The sequence below is a fragment of the Kaistella chaponensis genome, assembly GCF_900156725.1.
Taxonomy (GTDB): Bacteria; Bacteroidota; Bacteroidia; order Flavobacteriales; family Weeksellaceae; genus Kaistella; species Kaistella chaponensis.
Genome location: NZ_FTOI01000002.1, coordinates 250,962 through 271,585 on the forward strand (window position 1 = coordinate 250,962; position 20,624 = coordinate 271,585).

The window sequence follows — 20,624 nt, forward strand, 5'->3', positions numbered from 1 at the left end:
AGGTAGAAAACAATCAATTACATAGAAAATATCGGCAGTATTTCTCTTTTGCACGATAGGAGATGATGCTGTGAATCTTTCCTATTTTTGAAGTTGTTTTTATCAAGTTTTAGGGAGCTTTTGAATTTGTAAGTTTTCCTAATCATATATGATAAGGAGTACTGTACGAAAGTTTGAAAATTAATCGCTTTTTCAATTTGTCAAAAACAAAGATTATCTTTGCGCGTCAAAAAAATGCAGTAAATGTTTAATCCTACAGAAATTTCCGAAATTCAAAAGCTTTTAACAGCAGAAAAAAAAATAGTAATTGTCACGCATTATAATCCCGATGGAGACGCAATTGGTTCCAGTTTGGGACTAAAGCATTTTCTAAAAGCTAAAGGTTTAGACGCTACTGTAATTGTTCCCAACGATTTTCCGAAATTTTTAAAATGGATGCCAGAATCCAAACAGATTGTTATTGCCGACTATAAAAGAAAGCAAGCGGGAGAAGCGCTGTACAACGCAGATGTTATTTTTATTTTAGATTTTAATGCGTCTCACAGAAGTGGAAATTTGGTCGGACCTTGGTTAGAGAAAGCAAAAGCCAAGAAGATATTAATCGATCATCATCAACAACCAGACGATTTTCATTATGTCTATTCCGATGTTACGATCCCTGCAACTTCGCAAATGATTTATCATTTTATTCAAGAATTAAAAGAAGAGAATTTAGTGAACAAGGATATTGCAGAATGTCTTTATACCGGAATTATGACTGATACAGGAGGTTTTCGTTTTCGATCAACCAGTGCAACAACACACCGAATTGTGGCAAATTTAATTGAAAATGGTGCAGATCCTGCAATGATTACCTCCAATACTTGGGATACGAATACGGTTTCAAGACTGCATCTTTTGGCCTTGATTTTGGGCAGAATCGAACTGGTGAAAGATGGAAAAGTCGCTATTCTATGGTTAAAAAGAGATGAATTAAAGGAATTTGGTTTTCAGAAGGGAGATACGGAAGGTTTTGTAAACTACGGTCTTAGTATTATGGGAACTCAAATGGCTGTTTTTTTTATGGAAGATTTATATGATGATTTTATCAAAATTTCTTTCAGATCCAAAGATGAGGTAGATGTGAATCAATTTTCAAGAAACCATTTTAACGGAGGTGGCCATATCAATGCGGCGGGTGGAAAATACATGAAAACCATCGAAGAAACGATTGTCGATTTCAAAGAGAAAATTGCGCTGGAAGATTTTTAGTGAGATTAAATTTTGATCAGATATTACTTCGCAAGTACAAATATCAAAGCCAGAATTGCAGGCATTGCCTGAACGAAAAAGATTTTCTTTGTGGCGGTAAATGCTCCGTAAATTCCCGCCACAATTACACAACCTAGAAAAAAAATCGCTACGTAATTAGACCACATTTCATCCGAAATCATCAAAGACCAAATTAATCCAGCGGATAAAAAACCATTGTATAATCCCTGATTTGCGGCTAATTTTTTTGTCGGAGTAAAAAGCTCATCTTTCAAGGCGCCTCTGAAGGTCTTTTTACCCAGTGTTTCCCACGCAAACATTTCCATGTATAAAATGTAAAGGTGTTCGAAAGCGACAAGCGCAATGAGTATTTTCGAGATAATTTCCATAAAATTTAAGTTTTTTTTAGACTAAAAAAGAAGATGTTTCGGGAGATGGTGTAGAAGTTCTGTATTGATGATTTCTGCACAAATGGCCGGTTTTTCCCAATGTCCGTTATGTCCACAATCTAAAATATACGATTTGATGTTGGTTTGATCGGGCAGATTTTCAATGGTTTTTTCTACATTGATCGCACGGTCATGTTTTCCTGCAATAACGAGTATTTTACCGTCAAAATTTTCCAGCACCAATTTTTTGTCGGTTCTTTCTATCATTCCTTTTACTGCTGCTAAAACCCCTTCGTTTTTGGTGGAAAGTGCTATTTTTTTCGCAAAATTCATTTTTCCTTCCAGCGTATCTTTTTCATTGGGATTAAATAAATTCGGAACTCCTGCGCTTACATACGTAGGAAAAGCTTCCTTGATGATTCGGAGACTTTTCTGCCGTTGTTCTTTTTTTTCATCATCATCTGCAAAGTAGGTGGAGAAAAACAAAGTCAAACTTTTCAGATCATCCGAAAACATTTCTGCAAACGCCAACGAAACGTAACCGCCCATCGAATGGCCAAGTAAATGAAAATTTTTCAATCCTAATTGATCGGTAACTTTTTTTACTTCTTCCGCCATCAATTCCATCGAATGTATTTCAGCATACATTTTTGATAAACCATGTCCTGGCAAATCAATCTTTATAAGCGTAAAATCGTTGGAAAGACGCGCTTCTAAATCTCCCCAAATCATTAGATTTTCCATAAAACCATGCAGCATGACAAGATTTTCTTTTCCTTTTCCGGATATTTCGTAATTTAACATAAGCGGTAATTATTAAAAGTAAATGTCGATATAATCAACAAATCCAGCATCATTAATTTTATTCTGCAAACGCCAAAATTTTCCTTTTCCTTCATCAAAAAAGGTTGTTTTTTTACTTCTTTTGTAAGTAGTTCCATTAATTTTCTGCGTGATAATACCCTCAAAATTAAGATGTTTTTCCGAGACTCTTTTTACGGAGCCTTTGATTTCTAAAGTGTTTTTTCCTGAATGGGCATTTCCGGTAAGGTCGTATAAATCTCGCCCTGTTTTTTCGAAGCTTGCTGTTCCCGAAAACGCAGATGTTTCATCAGAAGAAAATTTCAGCTGATGCCTTCCCGATAAATCCCCGAAATTATTTCGTTCATTGAGAATCGCAATACTGTCATTCATTTTTTTACGCACAATATTGATGGATTCAATTTTTTTAACTTCCGGAGAGAGAAGGTTTGCTTCTGAGTTTTCCTTTTTAGAACAGGATATTATTGTTATTACAGAGATTAAGAGGATAATCGTTCTCTTCATATTTATTAAAATTGGATTGCTTAAATTAATTAAAATACAAGTAGTATTAAAGTACAAAAAATTGCTTACACTTTCGTTTTAGAGTCCATCACAATGGTAACCGGTCCGTCATTCAGTAATGAAACTTTCATGTCGGCGCCGAAAATTCCACTTTCAATTTTCAAATTTGATTTTGCTATTTCGGTTTTGAAATGTTGAAATAAAGGGATTGCTTTTTCTGGTTTCGCGGCTTTTATGAAAGAAGGTCTATTTCCTTTTTTGTAATCCGCCATTAAAGTAAACTGACTGATGCAAAGAATTTCTCCGGAAATATCTAAAATGGACAGATTTAATTTGCCCTCTTGATCACTAAAAATTCTGAGATTCAAAATTTTTTGAACAAGCCAATTGGCGTCAGTTAAATCATCATCTTCATCAATGCCTATTAATAAAAGGAAACCTGCAGCAATTTCGCCCACAATTTCGCCTTCAACTTTTACTTTGGCTTCAGTAACTCTTTGAATAACTGCTTTCATTAAAAATAAGGTATAAAGAATAAATATTAATCAAAAATAGAAAGAATTCCGGAAGTCGAATCGAAATTATAGCGGTAAGTTTTGGGTGCGATTTGTGCAATGTTGGTAGGTTCTCCGGTAATGAGGATCCATGATGCATTGTCTTTCGGGCACACTATTTTGATATTGTTTTCTACCACCAAAGTCGTGTTGTTGTCTGGACAAATATGAGGTGCGTTTCTGTCATACACCTTAAAACCATTTGTTGTTTTGACCACGATTAAACCGCGCGTTCCACACTGTTGCTCATTCACATAAATATAGCCGTTTGTGCTTTGCAAATCATAATATGCGGGAAGATTTAGATTTAAAACGACGTTGATCGGAACGTTCGGAAAACAGCTAACTGTTTCTTCTCGACTGTTGCAGGAATGAATATTTAAGCTGCTGAAAATGAGTAATATTGGGAAAAGTAAGATGGAAATTTTTCTTTTCATTTAAAATAAATTTATATCTTTGTAAAACGATCAACAAAGAAAAACATTGTCCGACAAATGTCGGATTATTTTTTTATACTAACGCTAAATATAAGGATTTATGGCAAGTTATGTTACCAAAGATGGATTAGACAAAATGAAAGCTGAACTGGAACTTCTGGAAACCATCGAAAGACCAAAAATAACCCAGCAAATTGCTGAAGCTAGAGATAAAGGAGACTTGTCGGAAAACGCAGAATACGATGCTGCGAAAGAAGCACAGGGAATGCTAGAAATGAGAATTTCTAAACTAAAAAATTTAATTGCAGATGCAAAAGTAATCGATGAAACCAATTTGGACACGTCGAAAGTATCGATCTTAACCACGGTACGTTTGAAAAATATGGCCACTAAAGGAGAGCAGAAATTTACTTTGGTTCCCGACAATGAAAGCGATTTAAAAGCCGGAAAAATCTCTATCAATACTCCCATTGCAAAGGGACTTTTGGGTAAAGTAATTGGTGAAACCGCAGATATCGTTTTGCCGAATGGAAATAAACTGTCCTTTGAAGTGCTTGAAATTTCGATTTAATAGATTAGAAAATTTAAAAAAAATTTTTACGAATTCTTTAACAATCAGTTTTTTAATTAAATTGTAATTTTGCAAGGTCATAGAGACGCAAGTGGTCGAATAGTTAAATAGTTTCTAAATAACAATTACCAATACCGAAATCATGAGTTCAATATTTACAAAAATTATAAAAAACGAAATTCCGAGCTATAAAATTGCGGAAGAAGATAAACATTTGGCTTTTCTTGATGCGATGCCCTTGGTGAAAGGTCACACATTGGTCATACCAAAGCAGGAAACCGATTTTATTTTTGACCTGGAAAATGAAGAATTTAAAAACCTTTGGAGTTTTGCACAAACGGTTGCAAAAAAACTGCAGAAAACCTATCCCGACAAAAGAATTGCCGTCGCTGTAATCGGATTAGAGGTTCCACACGCGCATATTCATCTGATTCCCATTTCCAAAATGGAAGATATGAATTTTAAAAATGTCCGTTTGAAATTATCCGATGAAGAATATCAGGAGATTCAAAATGCAATTCTTCATTCCTAAAAATACAATTTTGTCAAAGTGTTTATGCTTTGACAAAATTTTTTAATTAAACGCTTAACTTATTATTATATATGAATTCAAACGAATGCTCTTTCTGTGGAAGAAAAAGAACTGAAGTACAAATGCTGGTTTCCGGAAACAACGGATTTATTTGCGAAAACTGTATCGAGCAAGCCCATGCAATTGTTAATGAAAGTTCCTCAGATTCTAAATCTTCCCCGGCAGAAACGATGGCTGATTTAAAAAAACCCAAAGAGATTAAAGAATTTCTTGATCTCTATGTTATTGGTCAGAATCAGGCAAAAAAGCAGCTTTCAATCGCGGTATATAATCATTACAAACGTATTTTGCATGCCAAAAATGAAAACCGTGAAGTGGAGATAGAGAAATCCAATATTATCATGATTGGTGAAACAGGAACCGGCAAAACGCTCTTGGCAAAAACAATTGCCAAAGAATTAAATGTTCCTTTCTGTATTGTTGATGCCACTATTCTTACCGAAGCAGGATATGTAGGTGAAGATGTAGAAAGCATCTTGTCTCGTTTATTAATGGTTGCAGATTACGATGTAGAAAAAGCCGAAAAAGGGATTGTTTTTATTGATGAGATTGACAAAATTGCCAGAAAATCCGATAATCCAAGTATAACGAGAGATGTTTCCGGTGAAGGAGTACAACAAGGTCTACTCAAATTATTAGAAGGAAGTATCGTGAATGTGCCGCCACAAGGTGGAAGAAAGCATCCTGATCAAAAATATATTCAGGTAAATACCCAAAACATCTTATTCATTGCAGGTGGAGCTTTCGATGGAATAAAAGAAATTATTGAAAGACGACTGAATAAACAAGCGATCGGTTTCAGCTTGGATAAAATGAATAAAATTGACGACGAAGATTATATATTACGTCAGCTTAATGCAATCGACTTGCGAAAATTTGGTTTAATACCTGAGCTTTTAGGGCGTTTCCCGATTGTAACTTATTTGGAAAAACTCGATAAGGAAACGATGATCAGAATTATGAAAGAACCAAAAAATTCTATTGTAAATCAATTTGTAGAATTATTTAAAATGGACGGTGTTTCGCTGAAATTTAGTGATGAATCTATAGATAAAATAGTGGAAGAAACGATGGATAAAGGTTTAGGAGCAAGAGGATTAAGAGGGACCACTGAAAAAGTTTTGGAAGATTTTATGTTTGATATTACCGCTAAAAAGAAGATTGTATTGAATAATGAAAATGTTAATTTTTAATATAAATTTTTTTATTTTTTTGAAATACAAAAAAAAATAATATCTTTGTAAAGATATATTTTATATAAAACACAAATTTATACTATAATGAAAAAAAATCTATTAACTGTGGCGCTTTTGGCGCTAAGCTGGACTGTTGGTGCGCAAGTCATCTGCAGTGTAAATAAAGATGCGGTTTTTTACATAGGAGAGAATGCTCTAGTTTATAATGGCGGTGGGTTTCAAACCGTAGACAATGGGTCTTATGATATTCATGGTAACGTTATGGTTGTTGGAACAACGACTGATAATTTTTTCACTTTAACGAAAACCAGTACAGATCCAGCGCCAGTAACGTACAGTACAAAAACTACAGGAGGAAATATAATTATTAGATTAAATGATCCTGCAAACTTTGGTACTTCTAGCTATGGTCAACTGTATATTAATGGTTTGGATCAATCAAAAGTTACAGCCATTGTTGACAAAGAATTCCGAACTCCTAAACACGGAACCTATCAGCAAATCGCGCTGCCTTTCTACAATAAAACAATTTCAAGTTTTTCTGGAACAGCATCTACCATAGGAACATTTGGTAAAAATTTTACTAATGTAAGATATTCGAAAAATGAAGTTCTAACATGGAATAATGCAACTGCAGTTTCAGATAATTTGAGTGTTAATTCTACTACACCTAAAAGTACTTCCTATTATATGCTTGGTTCTGCAGGGCTGAATACAAGTGCGCCACCTGCAACGATGGCTACAAATGCTCCAACTCCGACTGGATCGGTTTATACCTTAAGAGGAGTTCCAATTGCAAACATTGATGCAGCAAAATCAGTTAACGGAATTAGTGAGGTTATGCAAAATGCTGCAGACGGTGTTCAATTTGGTGCAGGAGGAAATGCTGTTAATTATTATAACGAAAAATATAATACTTACCTGCAAGATGATTGGGACGCATCTTTAATTCCAACAAATCCTTGGTCTGCAGGTACTTTTGGTAGAAATATTTACCAGTTTGGAAATCCATATTTTACGAATATAGATTTAAGTTTAATTGGAATTGCTGATGGAATTTCAAATGGCGATGGAAACGAAATTTCAACGATACAGGGAATCCGGTATGATCCAGGAACTGTAATTTCTGATGCAAATGGGAGTACGTATTCAAATGCATCTAGGTTTATTAACTTTACTACAGGTGTTCCGGGTACTGCATTTGGTCCCGTTCCAGTTGGTGATCTTGGTTTAATTATTAGACCAATGCAAACTTTTGTAATTAAACTTAGATCTAACGCAGCTCAGACTTTAAATTTTGATACTTTAAGGAGATTTAAAAATACAGTAAGAGCAAGTGGTGAAGATTATTCAGTAACTGCAAATAGATCAATGAACCAAAATGCAACAGTAAAACAGTTGGGAATCATCGGTTTAGATCAAAACGGTCAAGAACTCGCAAGAACATATTATGCAGTTTATCCTACTGCAATTACTGGACATACCTCTCAATCTACGGTACAATCTGTTTTGGGTAGCCAAAATATTATTGGGACTTATGAGGAAGATGTTAACGGAGGGTATGACATGAACTATATTAATTCTTATTGGCTCTATATTAATGAAGCAAATGAAACAGATTTTCTTGGTAAAGCTGTTCCTTTGGCTCTTTATAGTACTGGAATTAAATCATTGAAATTTGAAATTAGAGAAAACACAGAATTGATTCCAGATAATACCCATAATTTGTCGACAGGAATAGGATTCTACTATAAATCACCGGGTGGTACAATTTCTGAAATAGCACAAAATCAGATTATACCAGTTAATAGTGATGAATATAGTTTATATTATGGAAAAGCTCCAATTGTTTTAGGAACAGAGGGCACCGCTAAACCTTCCAGAACAAAAGTTGTTTACAAAGGTTCAGTTGATAAGTTTGTAGTACGTTTTGATCCTGAGTGGAAGAAATCAGATATTAATGTATACGATATGAGTGGAAAGTTAATTATTTCTCAAAAAGATGTTTCAGCAGATAAAGATTTTGAAATTAATCTTGCAAAATTAAATACAGCATATATCGTAACAGCAGTATCCGAAAAGGGTGAAAAAGTAAGTTCCAAAATTATCAGATAATATATAAAACACGAATTATGAAAATTATTAATAAAACTTTATTTTTTTTCCTCTTATTTATTGGAACTTTTTGCAAAGCTGGTGGACTTCCTGGTGATGTTCCATCTCCACCTCCCGGAGGCGGTGGCGGCGGAGGCGGCGGAGGTGTTGGTCCAGGTGCACCGGCATCACCAATTGATATGTATGTTTATGCATTGGCTCTAATTGGTTTTCTTTTAATTGTTTACTTTGCGAGAAAGCAGAGTAAAAGTATTGCTTAATTATATTTTCTAATAATATTTTAAACCCATCGAAAATTCGATGGGTTTTTTTATATTTACAGTATGAAGAAAATTTTTGCAATATTGAGTTTAGTCATGATGAACTCATTATCCGCTCAATTTAAAATTGAGATAGAAGCACCAGCAACTTACACTCCAAAAGAGGTGTATCTTTATACATTGAGTGGTTCGAAAGATCTGTTGGAGACCAAAGAAGTTAGAAAAGGAAATACGTGGCAAATTAATGTTACTAAACCTTATTCTGGAATGATGAAACTGTACTTTCCAGAACAAAACGTATCAATTAATTTTATTTCTGAGAATAAAGATATCAAGTTAAAGTTTGATGTTGAAAACTCAAAGGTTTCCAATATACAATATCTGGACGAAAGTAATTTTGTGATGAATAATTTGCAGGATGTGCAACAAAAAAAAGAATTTATCCTCCCAGCATTGTTTCAAATGAAAGAGTACTATAAAGATAATTCAGATTTTGGAAAAGCAATTGAAAACGAGATCGGCCGTTTGTCTAATAATTCTGAAACCAGTGCTAAATATCCGTTTGTTAGTTTCTACAAAACCAACTATGCTAAGTTTTTAGAAAAAAGTGCTGCAAAGAAACCTGTAACACACAAGGATATTATTGAATTTCTAACCAAATCCAATGACTTCTTAGAAACATCATCTCTTATGAGACCTATTTTAGTCTCTTATTTAAATATAGGTCCAAGTACGAACGTTTCAGCAGATATTGATCAATTATTGACTGCGGTAAATGTAGAAACACCTCGTGGTCAAACGGTCTTGTCTGAACTTATAGAAATTTTTGACCTTTATGAAATGAAGGATTTAAAAGATAAATACCTTACAAAAGCCACCAATTTGAAATGTACGATTAATGATAGGCTTTCGTCTACAATTGCTACAAATAAAAACACAGAGATTGGAGCGCAGTTTCCGGATCAAATTTTCAACGTAGCATCCAATACAAAAGCAAAATCAATTTATGGGGTGAAAGCTTCTAAGAAAATTATTATTTTTTGGGCTTCAACATGTTCACATTGTGAAGCAGAAATTCCGAAATTTGTAGAGAAATATAGTGCTTTGCAAGCTCAAAACATCCAAATAATTGGGCTTTCTTTGGATAGTGAAAAAGGAGCTTATGAAAATAAGGTGAAGAGTTTGCCTTGGATCAATGATTCAGAGCTGAAAGGTTGGTACAGTACATACACTGACAAATATAATGTTCATGCTACTCCGTCATACTTCATACTCGATTCAAATAACAAGATTATCGCAAAGCCTGACCACGCAAAAGACGTTCTTACGTATTTAAAATTAAATTAAATTAAATTTTTGCTACCTCGCAAAATATTTTTATATTTGCACCACCGAAAAAAAGGCGAGGTAGCTCAGTCGGTTAGAGCGCAGGATTCATAACCCTGAGGTCACGGGTTCAATTCCCGTCCTCGCTACTTAAAAAAAACCCAACAAGCGTTGGGTTTTTTGTTTTTATAAATTAGTCGGAACTTATCATCTATTTTTGGGCCTTACAAATCTTGCTCATTATGTAGCGCATAAGTACCATTAAGAGAATAATTTATAAAAGTTTATTGATTAAGCAGATATTTATTTTGAAAATATTTTTTAATTTTTGAAAAATATCATTGATAACTAAAAAAATAGTACTACTTTTACTGCGCTTAAGTAATGACGCAAGTTATCATCTAAGCGAATTTTTTTTCATCATTTGTGTTTTTAGAATCGCATTTCATTATGCGGTTCTTTTTTTGTTTTATAGTCATCTTATTCCTCGTTCGTAGCGAATCAACAAATCAACAAAATAAGAGTAGGTTACACTACCTTCTTGCTGGTTGCTTTTTAAGAAAAGATCATTGGTATATTCAAATATCATATCCAGAATTCCTTTATGTTTGTTTGCAAAAGCTTTATCAGCACTGCGGTCACGCTTCATTTCAGGGGAGTAATTCTGAATGACTAATTTTACAAATTCGGGATTTTTTTCCGACAGAGAATTAAGAAGCGATTTCAAAACAAAATATTCAGTACTGTATTTTAACTCTAGATTTGTAGCGTTTTTACCTATTAAATAAGCGGTAAAATTTGCCTCTTGTTCCCGCGCAAAACCTAATTGATGCATGCTTTCGTGCGCTAAGGTAAAAGGTAGGTAAGTAGAAGGTAATTCAGCGTTGTATTGCGCCTCTGCTGTAAATGGATTGTAATATCCCAGAATCCCGGAATAACTGATCACCCCTTCAAAAAGGCTTGGTTTAAAAGCATTAATATTTTCTCCTTTTTTGTGTCCTTCCAAAGTCTGTAGATTTTTTTGATTTTGAAGGATATCATTTTTCATCTTTTTTAAATCGGTCATCATGAAAACGCCATTTTTATCTTCTTTTACCAATTGGCGGGATTCCTTGCAAAGTACAAGATATTTTAATGTTAAAGCTTTGGTTTCGGCAAGAGTAATTGCTCCTTTCGGAAGATTTTCAATAAGTGGTTTTTGAAAATAAAGCATTCCCCAAAATAGCTGATAAGTGAAATACAGAATATTGACTACAATTAAAAGTCTTAAAAGGAAGATTTTTCTACTTTTCTTATTTGAAATTTTAAGTATAAAATAGAGCAGTACAATTCCCAATGCAATGTAAAAGACATCGCCGACTGAAAAAGGAACTTGTGAAAAAAGCATTTGATGGAAACCTTTCTGAAATTGAAAAAAATCACTGAAAAAATTCACAGCGAATTCAACTTTTGAGAGGCTGAAGAACAAAAGAAATTGGGCAAGTAAAATACCCGCCCAAAATCTTTTTGTTCTATAAGTAGATGTATTATTAATGTGCACCCTCACTTTTAATTTGATCTAATTCAATTCCTTGAGCTTTCAGAATTTTTGTTACTCTAATTGCATAAAATGCGAGATAAGCAAAACAAACAACCCCTACAATATAACTCACATGAATATTTGTCATATCTGCAAGTGTTCCCTGCAACCAAGAAATAATTCCACCGCCCATAATCATCATAATTAAATACCCAGATCCTTGGTTCGTATGTTTTCCTAAACCATTAATGGCTAATGCAAAAATACATGGCCATAACGTAGAGCAAAACAATCCAACACTGGTAAAGGCATAAACAGATGTCATTCCCGAAGTCATCATTCCAAATATTAAGGATATAATTCCCATACAGGAGAAAATCAAAAGCATTCTGGCCGGGTTTCCTTTACTTGCAATATCACATGCGATCATTACTAAAATAACTAAACCGTAAATATAGAAATGAGACAAATCATGCTTTGCAATAGCATTCACCATTAGGAAAACTCCAAAGGCTAAATAAGGTGCTAAAAATCTCAAAATTTTCTTAAATCCTGCGGTGATATCAAATGCGTCAACAGCACCTGTCCATCGTCCAATCATCAATGAAGCCCAATAAAGGGAGACATAAGGTGCGATATCCTTTGTTGTGAAGCCCAAAGATTTTTCCATATAAGCTGGTAAATTGCTCGCAGTAGAAACTTCGACACCTACGTAAACGAAAATGGCGATCATCCCTAAAACCAATTGTGGATATTTAAGGGCAGAATCTCTGTGTTCACCGGAAACTACGTCGTCTTGATTTTCTGAAATAGTGGGCGTAACTTGTGGCAAAGAAGAAAATTTCAGTAAGATTGCAACCAAAATAAATGCACCTCCTAAAACCATGTAAGGAATTTTCACAGACTCGATGCTTGCTTCTGTATTAGAAGCAGTCGCGGAGCCGAAAATTGCAAAAGCTACAATTAAAGGTCCAATTGTGGTACCAAGATTATTAATTCCACCCGCCATTGTCAATCGTTGGGAACCGGTTTCGGTTGGGCCAACTTCGATCGCCAATGGATTCGCTACAATTTGCTGTAAGGAAAATCCCAATCCTAAAATAAACAATCCGGAAATCATTAAGGGAAAAGAACCAAGATTTGCAGCCGGATAAAAAAGTAAAGTTCCGGAAGCCGAAATCAAAAGTCCTAAAATTAACCCATTTTTATAGCCTATTTTATTGACCAAATCTTGTTTGATCGCTTTTGAAATAAACATATAGATCAGTGAACCAACGGTATAAGCGACATAAAATGCAACGGATACCAATTGACTTTGACTTTGGGTAAGATCAAACGCTTTTTTGAAAACGGGTATTAAAATATCGTTGCTCGCTGCAACAAATCCCCAGAAGAAAAATACAGTGACCAATGGCACGAATTGGCCCCAATTGGTTTGTTTAGAATAGTTTGTAGACATTTGTTAATAATTTCTTAAAACAAATATAACTAAATTAAATTCTCAGTGTTCGTTTTCTAAAACTTTTTTAATTTCAGTGTATGCATTTGATTTCAAATCTGTCATAGAATGGTTGGGATTTAAGATGTCATTAAAATACACCTTTACTTTTCCAGGGTGACCTTTACCGTAATTGAAGGGAAACATCTCCTTTAGTCCCACAAAAGTGAAAACCAAAATAGGTGATTGATGTTTTGTTGCCAATATAAATGCACCATCTTTAAAATGGTCTAAAACGATCGATTCATCGTCGGGAACACCTCCTTCAGGGAAAAGTACGATGCTTTGTCCTTCTTCCATTCTTTCTTCGCAGCGGCGATAAACATCGGCTCGGCTTTTTGCAGAACTGCGGTCAACCATCACGCAAATTCTTTTATAAATAGTTCCAAAAATGGGAATTTTTACTAATTCTTTTTTTCCAACATAGCAAAGCGGATGATGAGGCATCAAAATACAGGGCAACATAATATCCATAATCGAAGTATGGTTGGATATAAAAACATATTGGGTGTTTTTATCAATTTTTTGATCCGTTAGCTTTATTAATTCATATCGAAAACCCATCCCGTAAAACATCCCGATTGCCCAGAATCGTATGAATTTGTAGGCGTAAGGATAATGCTCTTTTCTGATCGAAAATACCAATACAGGAATTCCCATAAGAATGGTGAGAACGGTGCCTAAAATCAGCATCCAACCCCGCCAAATATAATTGAGGATTTTTTTCATTTATTTTTTTTAAAAGTAAAAATGAACTTCAGGAATTTAACCATTAAAAATAATTTTCTTTTTAACCGTGTAGTTCAGTACAGAAACCAGAACAATCGCTGCAATCTTACTCAACATTTCCTGACTGAAAACGAAGAAACCAAGATCAAGATAATCCAAGAATACAAAACGGAAGAAAAGCTGGAAAAAACTTAAACTTACAATCGTCGATAAAAAAGAAATCCCCATGAAATAGGCAAATTCCTTATTTTTCGAATGTTTGCCCCGTTCGAAAACAAACCAAATACTCAAAAAATAATTGGTGACAATTCCGCAACTGGTCGAGAATATATTACTCAAAGGGAAGTGGATGCCATGAAAATTCGTTTCTTGCGAAAATACTTGTGGCAAATGAACGCTGAAAATCTTAAAAGTTCCGATTTCTACGATTGCACTCAATGCTCCTGCAAAAGCAAAAAGAAGAATCTGTTTCTGTTTTAGTAAAATTTCTTTCATTGTTATTAACTGCAAATTTAAAATTATATGTTAAACAATCAGAAAATCTTGTTAAAGTTTTTTTTTGTTTCATTTTATTGTTTATTTTTATTTCATCTTAAAGAAGAAGGTTATTATAATAATTTCATTTTCAAGTGGTTAAAAAGTGATTTTATTTATAAGTTTCCCGGAATAAATTTTATCAACGAAAACTTTACAATCAACAATCATGACAGCAAAAAGGCCATTTAGAAAGTTCAATCCGCAACAGAAAAAAATTGAAGAATTAGAAAAAAATAGTCCTAGATTCAAAAGAATTTATGACGAATACGAATCGATGTCAGACGAATTGTATTTCCATGAAAACAGCCATAACTCAACCATTCCCGATGATTTTATTGATGCTTTAAAAACGCAAACAGAATATTTGGAAGATGAGATTGGAGATTGGATTTTAAATAATTCCAAATCAGAAAGCGAAGCAAAATAAATAATTTTGCTCAATTGATATCTGATCATGTCACTTTATCTTAAACGAGAGGATTTTTCTAAAACAACTTCATTACAATCGTCCGCTGCAACAATTTGCGTTTGCAAAGATGATAAGTTCTCCTTTTCGATTTTAGTCACGATTCTCTTTTCCTTACCTTTGCAAAAAATTAGAACCTCGATCTTTTGATTGTGGCATTTCACCTTATGAATATCAATCTTACGCAAAATAAAAATTTCAAAACCTTTAAGATTTTTTCTGAAGTTGCGGCCAAAAATAACCAAACTCTTTTTATTGTCGGTGGGTACGTTCGTGATCTTTTGATGAAACGGCAAAGTCCGACCGATATTGATTTTGTTACCGAAGGAAATGGAATAGAGCTCGCAAAAGCGGCCGCAAATGAACTCCATCCAAAACTAAAGGTTTCTGTTTTCAAAAATTACGGAACAGCAATGTTTAAGCATGCAGGACTCGATTTAGAATTTGTAGGCGCACGGAAAGAAAGTTACAGTGAAGATTCACGAAAACCTTCCGTAGAAATTGGAACTTTAGAAGACGACCAAAAACGCCGTGATTTCACGATCAACGCTTTGGCAATTTCTCTAAATAAAGATACTTTTGGCGATTTGAGCGATCCTTTTGGTGGTATTAATGATCTCAAAAATAAAATTATTCGTACTCCTTTAGAACCAAGCCAAACTTATTCTGATGATCCTTTGCGAATGATGCGGGCAATTCGGTTTGCTTCAACATTAAATTTTAAGATTGAAGAAAATTCATTAAACGCCATAAAAAAAGAAAAGGAAAGAATAAAAATTGTCTCGCTCGAACGAATCATGGTTGAATTTAATAAAATCATGCTTTCTGCAAAACCGTCTTTAGGTTTACGATTAATGGAGGAAACTGGTTTGATGCAGATCATCATTCCGGAGTTAACTGCACTAAAGGGAATTGAAGAAGTTGAAGGGCAAACTCACAAAGACAATTTCTGGCACACCCTAGAAGTGGTAGATAATATTTCGAAAAACACCGATAATCTTTGGCTTCGATGGGCTGCATTGTTGCACGATATCGGAAAAGCGCCTACCAAAAAATTTGTTGACGGAATTGGCTGGACTTTTCACGGACACGAATTTCTGGGTTCTAAAATGGTAAAAAATCTTTTCTACCGTTTAAAATTACCGCTCGGTTCCGATATGAAATATGTGCAGAAACTCGTCAAACTTTCCTCACGACCAATTGCTTTAGTTGATGACGGAACATCTGATTCTGCATTACGACGACTTTTATTTGATGCAGGCGATGATTTGGAAGATTTGTTTATTTTGAATAAAGCCGATATCACCACCAAAAATTCTTCAAAGCAAGCCAAGTTCAAAAAGAATTTCGAAGATGTTGCCGTTAAAATTAAAGAAGTAGAAGAGAAAGATCAGATCAGAAATTTTCAACCCCCAATTTCTGGCGAAGAAATTATGGCCCTTTTTGGATTAAATCCTGGACGTGAAATCGGGATTTTAAAAGAAAAAGTTAAAGAAGCAATTCTGGAAGGTGAAATTGGAAATGACAAAGAGCAAGCGCGGGAATTTGTCATTAAAGAAGGAAAATTACTCGGATTGGAAATTGCAGACTCAGTATAATTGTGTGTTTCTTCTTTCATAGAAACAAAAAAACGCCTTTTTCCAAGCGTTTTTCCGTTTATTATAAGTTATTTTTTAATGATTTTTTGAGTGATCTTTCCTTTAGCGGTGATTATTTCTAAAAGATAATTTCCGGCAGGAAGATTTTTCAGATCAATTTTTTCATTTTCAGAAACGATTACTTTTTGTCCTGTGATAGAATATACATTGATGTTTTTAATTTCTTCTCTTGATTTAATTTGAACAAAATCACTGGTCGGATTTGGATAAATCTGGAAATCAGATCTTGATAAGTGTGCGGTTCCTAAAACCTCCGTAAATTCATTGATAACACCCACTGCATCGAGATCGAAACCTCCGGAAGCAAAATTTGTCGGGTAGGGATCGTTGACAATATTTCCAACACTGTCTACGGTTCCATATAGCGGATTGATGGTCCCCACCACATCAATAATTTTCACATGGGTGATCTTATCTTTATTCAGCAACGCATGGTCTGGAAGTTCAGAAATGTCGAAAGGGGTTCCATAATTTGCTTTGTATTTTCCTGCCAGATTATTAATTTTTGTTGCATCTACAGCGCCAAAAGTTCCCACCTGCGTTGCTGTAGAAGTAAGACTTGTTGCAGGGAATCTAAAAAAGTTAATCCCGTCTGAACTCGCTTCCACAAATGCCAGTTCCAAAAAAGTATCATTAAAAGAGTTCTCAAAGACCGCGAAATCTGCTCCGGAACCATTGGTAATTGGTTTGGCGAAAGTTAAAACCGCAGTCCCACCATCTCCCAAACTTACAATACCGCTTCCATCAGCAATTCCGGTAGCATTCACTGCAGTTCCCACCGAGGCTAAGACCACTGTACTTGCAGCAATATCTTGCGGTCCTCTAACTACGGACGCTTCTGTTGCCCAACTTTTAAAAAGTGGATCATTTTTAAAAATCGCTTTAGATCCGGCTTGACCTGCAGGTGGATCGAATTGAGCAAATAGAATCGATGGAAGTACAGTCAGTAATAAATGATAATTTTTTGTCATATTTTTTAAATTTAGATGTAGAATTTTAAGACCTGTGCTTTTTGGTCTTTTTTAAGGTGTAAAAGTTTAAGAAAAATCCGCCTCAACAAAAATTATTGAGGCGGAGGAAATAATTTTTAGTTCTGGAAAAAACCGTTGGTTCCTCGTCCGGCCTCAAAAGTTTTGATCACACTTCCTGTAGTGGAATAAACGGTTACTTTGCTGTCTGCCGTAAATCCATTTGCATCCGAAGTATAGATTTTTCCGTTGATCACATTAAATCCGTAAAGAGCAGAATACTGTCCTCCTGTTGCAGTTACAATGGGTGTTGTAGGCGTTACAGTAGCACTCATATCCATCGAATAAACTTTGTTTCCAGAGGAAAAATAGTATTTTCCACCGTCAATATCAAGATTAGTCGCATTGGAAATTCCCGTAAGTGTAGTCGTTTTTGTAATCGTTCCTGCAGCCGAGATTTGATAAATATAGGAATCTGTAGTTCCTGCAGCAATGGTATAAACGATTGAATTATTGGAAATGGTCTTATTAATATTTCCGTTTGGCAAAGTTACTACCGAAGCCACCTCGTTTGTTGCAGGATTTATTCTGGTCAGTGTATTTCCGAAACCAAAAGTTGCATTTTGTACGAAAATAGTTCCACCCGCTTCAACAATGCGTTCTGCCGTATCTGTGAATGCGATTTTTTTAACAAATGAAAGATCAGATAATTTGTAAATAGTCACAGATTTTGGACCTAAATATTCATCGTTCGTTATGTAAATAAAATTATTGGCAATTGAAATATAACGCGGCTGATTGATTTGAGCCGTGATTTCTCCTGTTTTTTTGAAGGTATACCGATTGACAACTGTGATTTTATTTGAATTATTTAAAACCAAATAAGCATTATCGCCATTGTAAGTAATCGTTTGCAATACATCACCCAGATCGGTTCCGTTATTTTTTTTGTAAACATCCTGTTCAATGGTTGCTAAATCGTTGGAAAGAAAAGTAACTGATGCACTTGGAGTTCCGAAATTCCCTTCATTAAGAACGAATATTCCGTTTTCATAAGCACCTTTTGGAAGTTCAATTGGTTCATCAGATTCAGATCTACAGGAAATGTTGAACAACAGAGTCAGTGCAAAAACCGACATTAGAATTTTAGAAAATTTCATACTATTTATTTTTAAAAGTTGATTAAGAGATTAGCTGCATAATTCCTTTTTGGCAAAGGAAAGTAGGCTGTAGTTTCATAGATTTGATCAAATAAATTATTCGCTTTGAAACCGATTTGATAGTGTTTTAAGATTTTTATATGGAGTCCTGCATTCATTACAAAATAACTTTTCAGGGCGGAACTCAATTTTTCATCTTCGCTGGTAAACGTTAAACCATTGAACATTCCCTGCGCAAAAATTTCGATGAAATCATAACGATAAGAAGCATTTCCGAAGATCTTATGTTGAGGAACGTATGATAAAAACCGATTGGTTTCTACATTTTTTGAATTTGTATAAATGTATCCAAGAGAGAATTTTGCATTGTTTTTTCCAAAATCTTTTACAAAATCAAGTTGAGATTCCAGTCCGTAACTTTCTACATTATTAATGTTGCTTGGCGACCAGATCCCGCCAGAATTCGGCAACCAACGAATCATGTTTTCGATGTTGATGTAAAATGGCGTTATATTTAATTTAAAATTTTTGTACTGAAAACGATTTCCCAGATCGGCCTGCAGCGAGGTTTCTGATTTCAGATCCAAATTTCCGCCCGGTTGCCAGTAAAGATCATTAAATGAGGGAAATCTGAAATTTTTTGAAGCATTAAAAATAAGGGAATACCAATTATTTACATTGACTTTTCCTGAAAACGAATAAAGAACTGGAGTTTCAATTGCTTCTACAAAATCTTTCTTTATTCCGGCTTCAAAATTGACTTTTTGCGAAGCATTCCATCTCACCAAACCTGCGATAGAACCTGCATTTCTTTCCACATTTGAGATTCCGGACTGAAAACCTTGTCCTTTGTTCAGTTGATATTCACCAATGAAATTAAATGCCAGTTTTTCATTAAAAATATAATTGAAATCATTTTTCGCCAAATAAATTTTCGCAGTTCCACCGCTGCTTTTTGCTTTGTTGATATTGCTGAAATATTGAAATTCATCTTCCAGATAGGCCAACCGAAAAATATTCTGCACTTTTTCTGTACGAAAATTCCAATTGACCAGACTTCGGAACGTATCTGAGATATATTTCGTTTTCGTCATCGACTCCGAGAAGATAGGGTAGTGTTGAACACCGTTATAGATTTGAGTTTGCCAGGAAATGGTATTTTTCGAATTGATCTTGTAAGCTGCTCCCAAATTGAAATTTCTGTTGTCGTATTCGCCGTTCAAATTGGTGTAGTTCTTTTCCGGAACATCATAATCATTGTCACTTTTTACAAAATTTCCAGAGACTTTTACCGACAAGTGATCGTTGCTGTAAGATGATTTTAGAAATGAATTAAAGGTGTTGTAAGAACCGCCTTCCGCAAAAAAGCTCGTCTTGAATCCTTTCTTAAATGATAATTCATTATTCAAATGCACTGTTCCGCCGATTGCGCCGCTTCCATAAATTACACTTCCGCCGCCGGATTTTATTTCGAGTTGATCGTAACCCAAAAGATTCAGATTGTTGATGTCGCCTTGACCTAAGAAGATGGAATTAATATTGATTCCGTTCCAAATAAATGCGGTTTGCTGTGCACTCGTTCCTCGGAAAGACGGTGAGGAAACCATTCCGCGACCATTTTCTTTGATGTAAACCGGCGATTGAAAACGCAGTACTTCTGAAAGATTTGTCGAGTTTTTTAATAGATCGGCTTCATCTAAATTTTCAATTTTATGAAATTTCTTAGAATTTTTCAACTGGCTGTCGAAAATGTAAACCGTGTCGATTGCTTCCTCTTGAGCAAAACCCAAGAAATAAAACAATAGAAAAACAGCCGAAAATTGGTATTTTTTAGTCATTATTGCAGCCTTTCCTCCGAAAGCATTTTATATGTTAATACTTTCAGTAAGGTCTCCTGACTTTCACAAAACTGCACCTTCCCGATTTCTCAGTGGTTGTATTGCAGTTTCAATGGTGGTGATTTACAGTTGCGGGGACAGTTTGTGATTTGCACACAATTCCCTTTTCTAAAAGCAATGCAAAGGTAATGGATTATCTTGTAGGAAACAAAGAAAACCGTTTTAAGGTTAAAT

21 protein-coding genes, 1 tRNA gene and 1 riboswitch are annotated in these 20,624 nt (G+C 34.7%); of the genes, 10 read left to right on the plus strand and 12 right to left on the minus strand.

What is annotated here, in order from left to right; genetic code table 11:
- Window positions 1–243 precede the first annotated feature (243 nt).
- Window positions 244–1,251 carry a DHH family phosphoesterase gene (locus tag BW932_RS03265; RefSeq protein ID WP_076385311.1) on the plus strand — a complete coding sequence of 336 codons (1,008 nt, stop codon included), beginning with the start codon at window positions 244–246 and terminating at the stop codon, window positions 1,249–1,251.
- Between the two features lie 23 nt (window positions 1,252–1,274).
- Here the strand turns inward: BW932_RS03265 and BW932_RS03270 are convergent, their stop codons facing one another.
- The 5 genes from BW932_RS03270 to BW932_RS03290 form a co-directional block, all read right to left on the minus strand.
- Window positions 1,275–1,640 carry a DUF1304 domain-containing protein gene (locus tag BW932_RS03270; RefSeq protein ID WP_076385313.1) on the minus strand — a complete coding sequence of 122 codons (366 nt, stop codon included), beginning with the start codon at window positions 1,638–1,640 and terminating at the stop codon, window positions 1,275–1,277.
- Window positions 1,641–1,661: 21 nt separating this feature from the next.
- A complete protein-coding gene (locus tag BW932_RS03275) occupies window positions 1,662–2,444 on the minus strand; it encodes an alpha/beta fold hydrolase (protein WP_076385315.1) in 783 nt (260 codons plus the stop codon).
- Between the two features lie 12 nt (window positions 2,445–2,456).
- Window positions 2,457–2,966: a hypothetical protein gene (locus BW932_RS03280; protein ID WP_076385317.1), complete on the minus strand. Its 510-nt coding sequence runs from the start codon at window positions 2,964–2,966 to the stop codon at window positions 2,457–2,459.
- Between the two features lie 65 nt (window positions 2,967–3,031).
- Window positions 3,032–3,481, minus strand: a complete 450-nt coding sequence (gene dtd, locus BW932_RS03285; RefSeq protein WP_076385319.1) for a D-aminoacyl-tRNA deacylase — start codon at window positions 3,479–3,481, stop codon at window positions 3,032–3,034.
- 26 nt (window positions 3,482–3,507) lie between these two features.
- Window positions 3,508–3,957 carry a hypothetical protein gene (locus BW932_RS03290; protein WP_076385321.1) on the minus strand — a complete coding sequence of 150 codons (450 nt, stop codon included), beginning with the start codon at window positions 3,955–3,957 and terminating at the stop codon, window positions 3,508–3,510.
- Between the two features lie 100 nt (window positions 3,958–4,057).
- On the opposite strand from BW932_RS03290, the gene greA reads away from it, so the two are divergent.
- From greA to BW932_RS03325, 7 genes are all read left to right on the plus strand, one after another.
- Complete coding sequence (gene greA / locus BW932_RS03295) at window positions 4,058–4,528, plus strand: transcription elongation factor GreA (protein ID WP_076385323.1); 471 nt, start codon at window positions 4,058–4,060, stop codon at window positions 4,526–4,528.
- A gap of 142 nt (window positions 4,529–4,670) precedes the next feature.
- A complete protein-coding gene (locus tag BW932_RS03300) occupies window positions 4,671–5,060 on the plus strand; it encodes an HIT family protein (RefSeq protein ID WP_076385325.1) in 390 nt (129 codons plus the stop codon).
- Between the two features lie 71 nt (window positions 5,061–5,131).
- Window positions 5,132–6,313 carry an ATP-dependent Clp protease ATP-binding subunit ClpX gene (clpX, locus tag BW932_RS03305; protein ID WP_076385327.1) on the plus strand — a complete coding sequence of 394 codons (1,182 nt, stop codon included), beginning with the start codon at window positions 5,132–5,134 and terminating at the stop codon, window positions 6,311–6,313.
- An 87-nt stretch (window positions 6,314–6,400) separates the two neighbouring features.
- The gene (locus BW932_RS03310; RefSeq protein ID WP_084566423.1) at window positions 6,401–8,431 is read left to right on the plus strand and encodes a T9SS type A sorting domain-containing protein; all 2,031 of its coding nucleotides are present in this window, start codon (window positions 6,401–6,403) and stop codon (window positions 8,429–8,431) included.
- A gap of 17 nt (window positions 8,432–8,448) precedes the next feature.
- Window positions 8,449–8,691, plus strand: coding sequence for a hypothetical protein (locus BW932_RS03315; RefSeq protein WP_076385329.1), 243 nt, complete (start codon window positions 8,449–8,451; stop codon window positions 8,689–8,691).
- A 63-nt stretch (window positions 8,692–8,754) separates the two neighbouring features.
- Window positions 8,755–10,038 carry a peroxiredoxin family protein gene (locus BW932_RS03320; RefSeq protein ID WP_076385331.1) on the plus strand — a complete coding sequence of 428 codons (1,284 nt, stop codon included), beginning with the start codon at window positions 8,755–8,757 and terminating at the stop codon, window positions 10,036–10,038.
- A gap of 54 nt (window positions 10,039–10,092) precedes the next feature.
- Window positions 10,093–10,166, plus strand: a tRNA-Met gene (locus tag BW932_RS03325).
- Window positions 10,167–10,492: 326 nt separating this feature from the next.
- Here the strand turns inward: BW932_RS03325 and BW932_RS03330 are convergent.
- Genes BW932_RS03330 through BW932_RS03345 form a run of 4 tightly spaced genes read right to left on the minus strand, consistent with a single transcriptional unit; the run spans window position 10,493 to window position 14,258 of the window.
- A complete protein-coding gene (locus BW932_RS03330) occupies window positions 10,493–11,563 on the minus strand; it encodes a DUF3810 domain-containing protein (protein ID WP_317043730.1) in 1,071 nt (356 codons plus the stop codon).
- Window positions 11,547–12,995, minus strand: coding sequence for an MFS transporter (locus BW932_RS03335; protein ID WP_076385333.1), 1,449 nt, complete (start codon window positions 12,993–12,995; stop codon window positions 11,547–11,549). Before BW932_RS03335 ends, BW932_RS03330 begins: the two co-directional genes overlap by 17 nt.
- A gap of 42 nt (window positions 12,996–13,037) precedes the next feature.
- On the minus strand, window positions 13,038–13,763 hold the full coding sequence (locus BW932_RS03340; RefSeq protein ID WP_084566424.1) for a lysophospholipid acyltransferase family protein: 726 nt from the start codon (window positions 13,761–13,763) through the stop codon (window positions 13,038–13,040).
- 36 nt (window positions 13,764–13,799) lie between these two features.
- Window positions 13,800–14,258 carry a GtrA family protein gene (locus BW932_RS03345; protein ID WP_076385335.1) on the minus strand — a complete coding sequence of 153 codons (459 nt, stop codon included), beginning with the start codon at window positions 14,256–14,258 and terminating at the stop codon, window positions 13,800–13,802.
- A 208-nt stretch (window positions 14,259–14,466) separates the two neighbouring features.
- Between BW932_RS03345 and BW932_RS03355 the strand changes: the two genes are divergently transcribed.
- Together BW932_RS03355 and BW932_RS03365 are read left to right on the plus strand one after the other, a co-directional pair.
- On the plus strand, window positions 14,467–14,727 hold the full coding sequence (locus BW932_RS03355; protein ID WP_076385339.1) for a hypothetical protein: 261 nt from the start codon (window positions 14,467–14,469) through the stop codon (window positions 14,725–14,727).
- A gap of 206 nt (window positions 14,728–14,933) precedes the next feature.
- Window positions 14,934–16,364 carry a CCA tRNA nucleotidyltransferase gene (locus BW932_RS03365; RefSeq protein WP_076385343.1) on the plus strand — a complete coding sequence of 477 codons (1,431 nt, stop codon included), beginning with the start codon at window positions 14,934–14,936 and terminating at the stop codon, window positions 16,362–16,364.
- A 68-nt stretch (window positions 16,365–16,432) separates the two neighbouring features.
- Here BW932_RS03365 and BW932_RS03370 read toward each other — a convergent pair whose 3' ends face one another.
- From BW932_RS03370 to BW932_RS03380, 3 genes are all read right to left on the minus strand, one after another.
- On the minus strand, window positions 16,433–17,395 hold the full coding sequence (locus tag BW932_RS03370; protein ID WP_076385345.1) for a T9SS type A sorting domain-containing protein: 963 nt from the start codon (window positions 17,393–17,395) through the stop codon (window positions 16,433–16,435).
- 116 nt (window positions 17,396–17,511) lie between these two features.
- The gene (locus BW932_RS03375) at window positions 17,512–18,552 is read right to left on the minus strand and encodes a DUF5074 domain-containing protein (protein WP_076385347.1); all 1,041 of its coding nucleotides are present in this window, start codon (window positions 18,550–18,552) and stop codon (window positions 17,512–17,514) included.
- A gap of 11 nt (window positions 18,553–18,563) precedes the next feature.
- A complete protein-coding gene (locus tag BW932_RS03380) occupies window positions 18,564–20,390 on the minus strand; it encodes a TonB-dependent receptor plug domain-containing protein (RefSeq protein ID WP_076385349.1) in 1,827 nt (608 codons plus the stop codon).
- Window positions 20,391–20,424: 34 nt separating this feature from the next.
- Window positions 20,425–20,606: riboswitch (cobalamin riboswitch) on the minus strand.
- Between the last annotated feature and the right edge of the window lie 18 nt (window positions 20,607–20,624).